The organism is Streptomyces sp. 150FB, from assembly GCF_000818195.1.
Classification (GTDB): Bacteria; Actinomycetota; Actinomycetes; order Streptomycetales; family Streptomycetaceae; genus Streptomyces.
In genome coordinates, this window is the sequence record NZ_JTHL01000001.1 from 6,367,429 (window position 1) to 6,378,190 (window position 10,762).

The 10,762-nt window shown below is 70.4% G+C and carries 7 protein-coding genes, 1 pseudogene and 1 riboswitch; of the genes and pseudogenes, 3 read left to right on the plus strand and 5 right to left on the minus strand.

The window, feature by feature from the left end; translation table 11 throughout:
• Positions 1 to 125: 125 nt before the first annotated feature.
• The 3 genes from QR77_RS27550 (at position 126) to def (ending at position 3,318) form a co-directional block, all read left to right on the plus strand.
• Positions 126 to 1,331: an HD domain-containing protein gene (locus QR77_RS27550; RefSeq protein WP_236711168.1), complete on the plus strand. Its 1,206-nt coding sequence runs from the start codon at positions 126 to 128 to the stop codon at positions 1,329 to 1,331.
• A gap of 95 nt (positions 1,332 to 1,426) precedes the next feature.
• Complete coding sequence (locus QR77_RS27555) at positions 1,427 to 2,440, plus strand: tetratricopeptide repeat domain-containing protein (RefSeq protein ID WP_040028756.1); 1,014 nt, start codon at positions 1,427 to 1,429, stop codon at positions 2,438 to 2,440.
• A 215-nt stretch (positions 2,441 to 2,655) separates the two neighbouring features.
• Entirely contained in the window at positions 2,656 to 3,318 is a 663-nt protein-coding gene (def, locus tag QR77_RS27560) for a peptide deformylase (protein ID WP_040024750.1), read from the plus strand.
• A 9-nt stretch (positions 3,319 to 3,327) separates the two neighbouring features.
• Here def and QR77_RS27565 read toward each other — a convergent pair whose 3' ends face one another.
• The 5 genes and pseudogenes from QR77_RS27565 to QR77_RS27585 form a co-directional block, all read right to left on the minus strand.
• On the minus strand, positions 3,328 to 5,259 hold the full coding sequence (locus QR77_RS27565) for a transglycosylase domain-containing protein (RefSeq protein ID WP_052489730.1): 1,932 nt from the start codon (positions 5,257 to 5,259) through the stop codon (positions 3,328 to 3,330).
• Positions 5,260 to 5,376: 117 nt separating this feature from the next.
• Entirely contained in the window at positions 5,377 to 6,345 is a 969-nt protein-coding gene (locus QR77_RS27570) for a helix-turn-helix domain-containing protein (RefSeq protein ID WP_040024751.1), read from the minus strand.
• A 283-nt stretch (positions 6,346 to 6,628) separates the two neighbouring features.
• Positions 6,629 to 7,006, minus strand: a pseudogene (locus tag QR77_RS44060) (DUF2809 domain-containing protein); the annotation flags it as partial.
• Between the two features lie 56 nt (positions 7,007 to 7,062).
• Positions 7,063 to 8,070 carry a ribonucleotide-diphosphate reductase subunit beta gene (locus QR77_RS27580; RefSeq protein ID WP_173476360.1) on the minus strand — a complete coding sequence of 336 codons (1,008 nt, stop codon included), beginning with the start codon at positions 8,068 to 8,070 and terminating at the stop codon, positions 7,063 to 7,065.
• Positions 8,070 to 10,511, minus strand: a complete 2,442-nt coding sequence (locus tag QR77_RS27585; protein WP_040024753.1) for a ribonucleoside-diphosphate reductase subunit alpha — start codon at positions 10,509 to 10,511, stop codon at positions 8,070 to 8,072. The genes QR77_RS27580 and QR77_RS27585 overlap by 1 nt, the downstream gene beginning before the upstream one ends.
• Positions 10,512 to 10,677: 166 nt before the next feature.
• A riboswitch (cobalamin riboswitch) is annotated at positions 10,678 to 10,756 on the minus strand.
• Positions 10,757 to 10,762 lie beyond the last annotated feature (6 nt).

Below are 10,762 nucleotides of genomic sequence, written 5' to 3' on the forward strand. Positions count from 1 at the left end.
GGGGCGGTACGCGCCGTACGAGGCGGCCCCGCGTGAGCGCCGCCGCGGCGGCGGCCACCGGAGCCGGCCCCCGGACCCGGCACCGCACGCCGCTCACCGTCACCGCGCTGTACGGCACCTGCGCCCTGCTGACCGTGACCTCCGTCGGCTGGACCCTCCTGCACGGCATCGCCCAGCCCCGCAACGCGCTCGCCTTCGGGGTCCTCATCGCCGTCGGCGAGCTGGCCCGCTGGGGCGCCCTGCCCGGGGAGCGCGAGCCGGCGCCGCTCGGGGCAGCGGGCGCGCTCGCGTACGCCCTTCTCGGCCAGAGCGCGGGGCAGCCGACCAGCCACGGGGTCCCGGGGACCCTCACCGTGGTGGTCGCCGCCGCCCTTGCCGGAGCCGTACCGCACGCCGCCAGAGGCCGCGGCCCGACGCTCGACCACATGGCGCGGCGCGTCCTCACCGTCACCTTCGCCGCCGTCTGCTTCCAGCCGCTCTACGGCAGCGGCCGGTTCGGCGAGCACATCGGCCAGGGCCCGTACTACGCGGTGCTGCTCCTCCTGCTGCTGGTGCTGACCGCGCTCTGCGACGCCGTCCTGGCCGCCCTCGTCCTGCGCGCCCGCAGCGGCCACCCCTTCGGCCCTCTTCTCCGTGACGAACTGCGCGCTCTCCTCGGCATCGGCTCGGCCGTCTGCGCCACCGGAGCGGTCATCGCGCTCGGCGTCGCCGTCGCGGGACTCTGGGCGCTGCCCGTGTTCTGCGTACCGCTGCTGCTCACCCAGCTCTCCTTCCGGCGCTACGCGGCCGTGCGCACCACCTACCGGCAGACCATCGCCTCGCTCGCCCGCGCCACCGAGATCGCCGGATACACCCCCCACGGCCACGCCCGCAGGGTCGCCGAGCTGAGCCTCGCCGTCGGCCGCGAGCTGGGCCTGTCGGGCTCCGAGCTGACCGTCCTCGAATACGCGGCGCTCATGCACGACATCGGGCAGCTCTCCCTGGTCGACCCCGTGCCCGCGGGCGCCACGGCGCTGCTGCCGGTCGCCGAGCAGCGCCGTATCGCGCTCCTCGGCGGAGCCGTCGTCCGGCAGACCGGAGTGCCGGCCACCGTCGCCGTCGTGGTCGAACAACAGGCGGATCCGTTCCGTGAGCAGCCGCTGCCCGCCCGGATTGTCCGGGCCGTCAATGCGTACGACGACCTCACAGGGGAAAGTTCCCCTGCGAGCGGCCCGCTCAGCGCGCTGGAGCGGCTGCGGCTCGGGACGGGTCACGACTACCAGCCCGAGGTGGTTGAATCCCTTGCGCGCGTCCTGTCCAGGGGCGGTCCGGCACCTGGTGGGGCCGGGTAACCCATGGGTAATGAGCGGGCGTCCGACCGGGCATGGTTGGATGCGAAGAAGAGGGTGTCCGGGGCACTGACCCGAGCGACCGGCAGGCGGGAATCGTGAGGATCTTCGGGAAGGTACGGCATCGGCCCTCCGCTTCGTGGCGGCAGGCCACCGACCGCGCGTTCACGCTGATCGGTGACGGCCGGTACGAGGACGCGGGCGCGCTGCTGACGCGCGCCGCCGATCTGGAACCCTGGCTCTCCGAGTCCTGGTTCAATCTGGCGCTGCTGCACAAGTTCAGGCACGACTGGGAGCAGGCACGCGCCGCGGGACTGCGCGCCGTCGCCCTGCTCGACAAGGAGACCGGCGCCCCCGACTGGTGGAACGTCGGGATCGCCGCCACCGCGCTCCAGGACTGGCCGCTGGCCCGCCGGGCCTGGCAGGCGTACGGCCTCAAGGTGCCCGGCAATCCGCCCAGCGCCGAGGCGAACGGCGTGCTGTCCGGCATGGACCTCGGCAGTGCCGCCGTACGGCTCTCGCCCGAGGGCGAGGCCGAGGTCGTCTGGGGCCGCAGGCTCGACCCCGCCAGGATCGAGGTGCTGTCGATCCCGCTGCCGTCCTCCGGGCGCCGCTGGGGCGAGGTCGTCCTGCACGACGGCGTGCCGAACGGCGAGCGCACCACCGCTGGGGGTCCCGAAGGCGCCGGGCGCGCCACCCGCGCCTACCCGGTCTTCGACGAGATCGAGCTGTGGGCGCCCTCGCCCGTACCCACCTGGGTGGTGCTGCTCGAAGCGGCCACCGACGACGACAGGGACGCCCTGGAGCGGCTCGCCGCCGACGCCGGGTTCGCCGCCGAGGACTGGTCGTCCTCCGTACGGCTGCTCTGCCGGGCCTGCTCGGAGAGCCGGATGCCCACGGCGGAGGGCGACGGCGAGCACCAGGATCCGCACGATCACAGCGAGCCCGGCCATCCGGGACCGCTCGGCCATCGCACGGCCGGCGAGCTGTGGGTGCCCGAGCGCGAATGCGGCATCGCGGCCCCGCCCGGACTGGTCAGGGGGCTCCTCGACGGCTGGGTCGCCGACAGCCCGGACAGCCGTGAGTGGCGCGATCTCGAAGAGGTCTGCTGAAGCCCCGCTCCCCAGTCCGTTCCCCCAGCCCGCTCCCCGGCGTCCGCCCCCTCGGCTAACCCCTCAAGGAAAGTTGAGAAGTTAGCCTGTCTGATACGTGGCTGACACGATCAGCGGATCGCCGCCGGAGTACTAGGCTGTGCGGGCAACATCGCGCCGTGCGGGCGCGTACGCGGGCAGCAGCACATCGGTACCGAGGAAGGCGTACTGCGGACATGGCGCAGCAGGAGACGGACCAGCGGAACGACAGAGGGGCCTCCGTCATGGAGCCGGAGGACGGGTTCGTCGACGACACACAGGACGCCGAGGCGCGCGAACTGGCTCACCGCGAGCGCGGTACGTCCCGCCCGATCACCGTCGTCGGAAACCCCGTGCTCCACAAGGAGTGCCGGGACGTCACGGAGTTCGACGACTCGCTCGCCGCGCTGATCGACGACATGTTCGCCAGCCAGCACACCGCCGAGGGCGTCGGCCTGGCCGCCAACCAGATCGGCGTCGACCTCAAGGTCTTCGTCTACGACTGCCCGGACGACGACGGGGTACGGCACGTCGGCGCCGTCTGCAACCCCGTGGTCGAGGAGCTGCCGCCGGGGGACCGCAACCTCGACGACTCCAACGAGGGCTGCCTGTCCGTCCCGACGGCGTACGCCGCGCTCCCGCGGCCCGACTACGCGGTGGTCAGGGGCCAGGACGCCCAGGGCAACCCGGTCAGGGTGCACGGCACCGGCTACTTCGCCCGCTGCCTCCAGCACGAGACCGACCATCTGTACGGATACCTGTACATCGACCGGCTCTCCAAGCGCGACCGCAAGGACGCGCTCAAGCAGATGGCGGAGAACACCCCGCGCTACGAGACCGTGCCCAACCCGGTCGACTGACGCGCCGGGCTACTCGGACGTCAGCGCGCCGGTGTAGTCGGCCCAGATCCGCGGCGGGAAGACGCTTCCGTGCTCCGAGTCGGCGCCCCCCACCCCCTGCATTCCGAGGAGCTGGGGGGCGTCGGGCTTCGTGCGGAACATCGTCACCGCCGTGGACAGTTCCTTCGAAGTGCCGATGAACCAGGCCGACTTCATCCGGTCGGTGTCGCCCGTACGCCCCGCCAGGACCGTTCCGTCCACCGGGAACTTTCGGTACTCGGGCCCCTTGAACGTCTTGGCGGCCACGAGCGCCAGCGCCCTGCCGACCTGCGCCGCCACCGAAGGGTCCATCACCTTCCGGGGCTTCGGCTTGCCGAAACCGGGGACATCGGCCCCACCGTGCACCACCCGGGTCACCGAGTACGGCTCGACATGGCTGCCCGCGCTGATGAAGGACGTGTAGGCGCTGGCCATCCGGACCGCGCTGGGCGTCGACGTACCGATCGAGAACGTCGGCTCCAGCTTGGCCATGCTCTCCTCGCGCAGGCCGGTGGCGATCGCGAGATCCCTGACCTTGGCCAGGCCGACGTCCTTCCCGGCCTCCACGAAGGGCGTGTTCTGCCCGTCGAGCAGCGCCAGGTCCAGCTTTCCGACGGCGCCGGCCGGGGGCAGGAGGCCGGCCCCCGGTTTCCCGGCGACCGGGGCGTCGGCCGCGTTCGCCTTGCCGGGCACCGGTCCTTGGGACGTCGGGAAGGGCCGAGCGCGCTGCGCGGAGAACAGGCCGTTCTGGAGCGCGGCGGCGTACACGAACGGCTTGAAAGCCGAACCGGCCGGCACCCCAGCGGTGTCCGCGTTGTCGCTGAAGTGCTCGACCGCGTTGGCGCCGCCGTACACCGCGACGATCGCGCCGTCCGAGGGTCGTACGGAGGCCGCGCCCACTTCCACGTACGTGTCGGCGGCGCGTTTGGCCGGGTCGAGGCTCTCGTGCCGTACCTTGTCCACCGCGTCGGACAGCGCCCGTACCTTGTCCTTCTCGAACGTGGTGTGGATGCGGTAGCCGCCGCGCGCGAAGTCCTTGTCGGTGAGCCCGCTGCGGGACTTCACGTACTTGTTGGCGATGTCGATGAGGTAGCCGGTCTGGCCCGCCTGGCTGCTCGGCTTGACGGCCTTCTTCGGCACGGGGAAGACCGTGTAGGCGGCGCGTTCCTTCGCCGTCATCGAGCCGGTGGCGACCTCGCGGTCCAGGATCCACTTCCAACGGGCCACGGCCCGCTTGTGGTTGGCGGCGCTGAGCGAGGGGTCGTACTGCTCGGAGCCCTTGAGGAGCGACGCCATCAGCGCGCTCTGGCTGGGGTTCAGGCTCTTCGCGGGGATGCCGTAGTACGCGTACGACGCGGCCTGGATGCCGTACGAGTCGCGGCCGAACCAGCTCGTGTTGAGGTAGCCCTGGAGGATGTCGCTCTTGGGCTCCTGGTTGGCGAGTTTGAGCGAGATGAACAGCTCTTTGATCTTGCGGGTGACCGTCTGGTCCTGGCTGAGGTAGGTGTTCTTCACATACTGCTGGGTGATCGTCGAACCGCCCTGCGTCTCCTCACCCTTGAGGATGTTGACGGCGGCGCGGGCGATCCCGCTGACCGAGACGCCCGAGTCCTGGTAGAAGTCGGCGTTCTCGGCGGCGATGACGGCGTGCTGGAGGGGGAGCGGCACCTGCGCGAGCTTGACGGTCTGCCGGTTGACGGCGCCGACGGTCACCATCGGCGTCCCGTCGGCCCAGTAGTAGACGCTGGCTTGTTCGCGGGCCGAGGCGTTCACGTCGGGTATGTCCACGGCCTCGTAGACGGCGACGAACAGCCCGGCCAGGACGGCGACGGACAACACCGACAGTCCCGCGAACTGGCGCCAGGACGGGATCCACCGCCGCCATCCCGTACGGCCGTTCCTGGGGAAGTCGATGCGCCTCATCGGTGGGCCTTCCTCGATCCGGTTGATCACGACTGACCATGGCTGGTCTCGTTGATCAGGAGGGGAAGTCGGCGGAGGGGGTTGTTCCGTTCGCGGGATCTTTACAAGCGAGGAGGATCACACCTGTACGCGGGCGGGCCCCCGGAACGTACGGCGGTACGCGTGCGGTGTCGTCCCCAGCGTCCGCAGGAAGTGATGACGCAGTCCCGCCGCGTTCCCGAAGCCCGCACGGCTCGCCACGCTGTCCACGGTCTCGTCGGTCGCCTCCAGCAACTGCTGGGCGAACAGCACCCGTTGGCGCAGCAGCCAGCGGTACGGCGTGGTCCCCGTCTCCTGCTGGAAGCGGCGCGCGAAGGTGCGCGGCGACATGTGGGCCCGCGCCGCGAGCTGCTCGACGGTCAACTCGCTGTCGAGGTTCCGCTCCATCCAGGCGAGGGTTTCACCGACGGTGTCGCAGGGGCTCCTGGGCAGCGGGCGCGCGATGAACTGGGCCTGCCCGCCGTCGCGGTGCGGCGGTACGACCATCCGGCGCGCGATCGCGTTGGCGACCTCGGGGCCGTGGTCCTGCCGTACGACATGGAGGCACGCGTCGATGCCGGCGGCGGTGCCGGCCGAGGTGATGATCGGGCCGTCCTCCACGTACAGCACGTCCGACCGGACGTCGGCCTTCGGGTACGCGCGCTCCACCGCGTCCGCGTGCTGCCAGTGACAGGCGCACCTGCGCCCGTCGAGCAGCCCGGCGGCGCCGAGCACGAAGACGCCGGAACACACGCTCATCACCCTGGCCCCCCGGTCAACCGCCCGGCGCAGGGCGGCCAGCAACTCCGGCGGGTAGGTGCGGGTCGCGTAGGAGGTGCCGGCGGGCACGGTGATCAGGTCCGCCTCTTCGAGGCGTTCCATGCCGTGCAGGCCGCCGACGGTGAACCCGGCGTGCGTGGTCAGAACGGGGCCCTCGGCGGAGACCACGGCGAAGTCGTAGACCGGCAGCCCCTCGTCGCTGCGGTCGAGGCCGAACACCTCGCAGACGACGCCCAGTTCGAAGGGGTGCACGCCGTTCAGCAGGACGGCGACGACGTTGTTCAGCATGCCGCCAGTCTGGCAGTAATTCGATGATTGGTGACAGTGCTGCCACTGACTTTCGCGGCGGGGATCGCCGACAGTAGAGACATGAACATCTTCCTGACGGTTCTCGCCCTTATCGCACTCTTCACCCTGATTGCTCTGCTTCCGACGGTCTGGTTCCTGAAGGACCGGGCCCTCGACCGGCGGATCCGCCGCGCGGCCCTGGAACACGAGGAGGGAGAGGCCCGGGACCGGGCGGCGCGGTTGGCGGCGCCGGCGCCGGCCCCCGCACAGTGGTCCTCGTCCCTGCTCTCGCCCTCGCCCTCGCATGTACGAGCCATACGGACGCCGCACCGACCGCGTACCACAGCAGGTCGGGCGCGTTGAAGGTGGAACCGAGCACCAGCCGGGCCCCGAAACTCTGGGCCGACAACTCGGCGGGCACACCACTGAGTTGGAACAGCTCCACGGCCCAACTGAACACCAGCGCCACCGCTGCGGCGGTCAACGGCCGTACCCGGGGAGCGATCAGCACCACCAGCAGGTACACCAGCACGGTGTAGAGGGCGTCGCCGGCATAGCTGCCGACGGCGCCCTCGGCCGTGAGGGTGAGCGCGAGACCGGCGGCCAGGGTGAGCACCGCGGCGCAGCCCGCCCTCAGGCGCGTACGCGCGGGAGCTGTCATGCGGGCAGCCTATGCGGCCCCGGCCCCGGCCCCCGCCCGCGCCAACTCCGGGGCTCTCAGAAGTCGTCGTCGAAGCCGACCGAGCCCTCGACCGCGACCTGATAGGCCGAGGGGCGGCGCTCGAAGAAGTTCGTCAGCTCCTGGACACCCTGAAGCTCCATGAAGGAGAACGGGTTCTCCGAGCCGTACACCGGCTCGAAGCCCAGTCGCTGGAGCCGCTGGTCGGCGACGCACTGGAGGTACTCGCGCATCGACTCGGTGTTCATCCCCGGCAGTCCGTCGCCGCACAGGTCACGGCCGAACTGCAACTCCGCCTCGACGGCCTCCTCCAGCATGTCGGTGACCTGCTTCCGGAGTTCGTCGTCGAACAGCTCGGGCTCCTCCTTGCGCACTGTGTCGACGACCTCGAACGCGAAGTTCATATGCATCGTCTCGTCCCGGAACACCCAGTTGGTGCCCGTCGCCAGACCGTGCAGCAGGCCCCGCGAGCGGAACCAGTAGACGTACGCGAACGCGCCGTAGAAGAACAGCCCCTCGATGCAGGCGGCGAAGCAGATCAGGTTCAGCAGGAACCGGCGGCGGTCCGCCGCCGACTCCAGCCGGTCGATCTTCTCCACCGAGTCCATCCACCGGAAGCAGAACTGCGCCTTCTCGCGGATCGACGGGATGCTCTCCACCGCGTCGAAGGCGGCGGCGCGGTCCTCGGGATCGGGCAGATAGGTGTCGAGCAGCGTCAGATAGAACTGGACGTGCACGGCCTCCTCGAAGAGCTGACGCGAGAGATACAGCCGCGCTTCGGGGGAGTTGATGTGCTTGTAGAGCGTCAGCACCAGGTTGTTCGACACGATCGAGTCGCCCGTCGCGAAGAACGCGACCAGTCTGCCGATCATGTGCCGCTCTCCGGCCGAGAGTTGGGCGAGGTCGCTGACGTCCGAGTGGAGGTCGACCTCCTCCACCGTCCAGGTGTTCTTGATGGCGTCGCGGTAGCGCTCGTAGAAGTCCGGGTAGCGCATCGGCCGCAGGGTCAGTTCGAAGCCCGGGTCGAGCAGGTTCTTGGTGGTCATTACTGGCAGGCCTCGCAGGACTCGGGGTTTTCGAGGGAACAGGCGATCGCGTCCGCGTCGGGCGCCGTCGCGGCGGACGCCTGTACGGGGGCCGGTGCGGATACGGAGGCGGGCGCGGGTCCGGAGGCGGGCGCGGGTACGCGTACGGCGGCGGCCCCCTGGGCGCCGGCCGCCCGAGCGATACGGGTCGCCGGGCGCGAGCGCAGGTAGTACGTCGTCTTCAGGCCCTTCTTCCAGGCGTACGCGTACATCGAGCTGAGCTTCCCGATGGTCGGCGTCTCCAGGAACAGGTTCAGCGACTGGCTCTGGTCGAGGAACGGCGTACGCGCCGCCGCCATGTCGATCAGGCCGCGCTGCGGGATCTCCCACGCCGTGCGGTACAGCTCCCGCACCTCGGCCGGGATCCAACTGAACCCGGCCACCGAGCCGTTGGACTCGCGCAGCGCCTCGCGCGTCCGTGCGTCCCAGACGCCGAGCCGCTTCAACTCGCCCACCAGATAGGAGTTGACCTGGAGGAACTCACCCGACAGCGTCTCGCGCTTGAAGAGGTTGGAGACCTGCGGCTCGACGCACTCGTAGACTCCGGCGATGGAGGCGATGGTCGCCGTCGGCGCGATCGCGAGGAGCAGCGAGTTGCGCATGCCGCTCGACGCGATCCTGGCGCGCAGCGCCTTCCAGCGCTCCGGCCAGTTCAACTCGACGTCGTAGTGGTCGTGGTGCAGCACCCCGCGTGCGGTGCGCGTCTTCGACCAGGCGGGCAGCGGCTCCGTACGCTCGGCGAGCGCGCAGGACGTCTCGTACGCCGCGAGCATGATCCGCTCGGCGATCTTCGTGGAGAGCGCGCGGGCCTCCGCCGAGTCGAAGGGCAGCCCCTTCTTGAAGAAGACGTCCTGGAGGCCCATCACACCGAGGCCGACCGGGCGCCACTTGCTGTTGGAGCGGGCGGCCTGGTCCGTGGGATAGAAGTTGATGTCGACGACCCGGTCGAGGAAGGTCACCGCCGTCACGACGGTGCCGTCCAGCCGGTCCCAGTCGATCTCGCCCGAATCCAGCACGAAAGCGCCGAGGTTGATCGATCCCAGATTGCAGACGGCCGTCTCACCGTCGTCGGTCACCTCCAGGATCTCCGTGCAGAGGTTGGACGAGTGAACGGTGTTGCCGGGCTCGGCGGTCTGGTTGGCCGTACGGTTCGAGGCGTCCTTGAACGTCATCCAGCCATTGCCGGTCTGGGCGAGCGTGCGCATCATCCTGCCGTACAACTCCCGCGCGGGCAGCGTCTTACGGGCCAGGCCCGCCGCCTCAGCGGCGCGGTACGCCGTGTCGAACTCGTCGCCCCACAGGTCGACCAGCTCGGGCACGTCGGAGGGCGAGAACAGCGACCAGTCGCCGTCCGCCTCGACGCGGCGCATGAACTCGTCGGGGATCCAGTGCGCGAGGTTGAGATGGTGCGTACGCCTGGCCTCCTCACCGGTGTTGTCGCGCAGTTCGAGGAACTCCTCCAGGTCCCCGTGCCAGGTCTCCAGGTAGACACAGGCCGCGCCCTTGCGCCGGCCGCCCTGATTGACCGCCGCCACCGAGGAGTCGAGCGTCCGCAGGAACGGCACGATGCCGTTGGAGTGCCCGTTGGTGCCCCGGATCAGCGAACCGCGCGAGCGGATACGGGAGAACGGGATGCCGATGCCGCCGGCGAACTTCGAGAGCCGCGCGACCTGGTGATAGCGGTTGTAGATCGAGTCCAGCTCGTCGGCCGGCGAGTCCAGCAGGTAGCAGGAGGACATCTGGGCGTGCCGGGTACCGGAGTTGAAGAGCGTGGGGGAGGACGGCAGGTAGTCCAGGCGGCTCATCAGCCGGTACAGCGCCCGGACTTCGCCGAGCGCACGCGGCTCGTCGTTCTCGGCGAGACCGCAGGCGACCCGCAGCATGAAGTGCTGCGGGGTCTCGATCACCTTGCGGGTGACGGGGTGCTTGAGCAGATAGCGGCTGAAGAGCGTCCGCAGCCCGAAGTACTCGAAGCGGTCGTCGGCCTCGGTGTCGATCAGCGCGTCGAGCCGGTCCGCGTACAGCGCGACGAAGTGGGCCGTGGGGTCGCCGATCAGCCCCGTGCGATGTCCGGTGGCGATGGAGTCGGAGAACGACACGACGCCCTGCCCGGCCGCCTCGTCGGCGATGACGCGGGTCAGCAGCCTGGCAGCGAGCCGGGAGTACGCGGGGTCCTCGGAGATCAGCCCGGCGGCCGCCTCGACGGCCAGCCCGCGCAACTCGGCCGCGTCCGACCGGGCGTTGCGGCCGCGCAGGACGGCGGCGGCGACCTTGCCCGGGTCGGCGTCGGGCAGATCGGCCGTCAGATCGGTGAGGATCCGCAGAAGGACGGTCCCGGCTCCCGCCGTGTCGCTTCCGTCCGCCTGGACCGCTGAAACAGGATCGGCTGGCGCGATGGTCACGTGGTGCTCTCCCTCGCTCGGCTCGGGCCGTCGGGAGGGATCGGGGTCCGTCGTACCGCCCGTACACCCCGGACAAGGGCAGCACGGCGTACGGCGTCCACCGGCCCATCCTCGGAGCCCGGACGTCTCGGCGCCCGGCTCGGTCGACCCGGACGCGCCGTCGGCAGGTGTTCGGACTCGCGGGCGCGGCAGAGCACGCCACATCACACCGTTGCGGGACAGTTCCGGATTCGCACCGGATTCCCCTACGT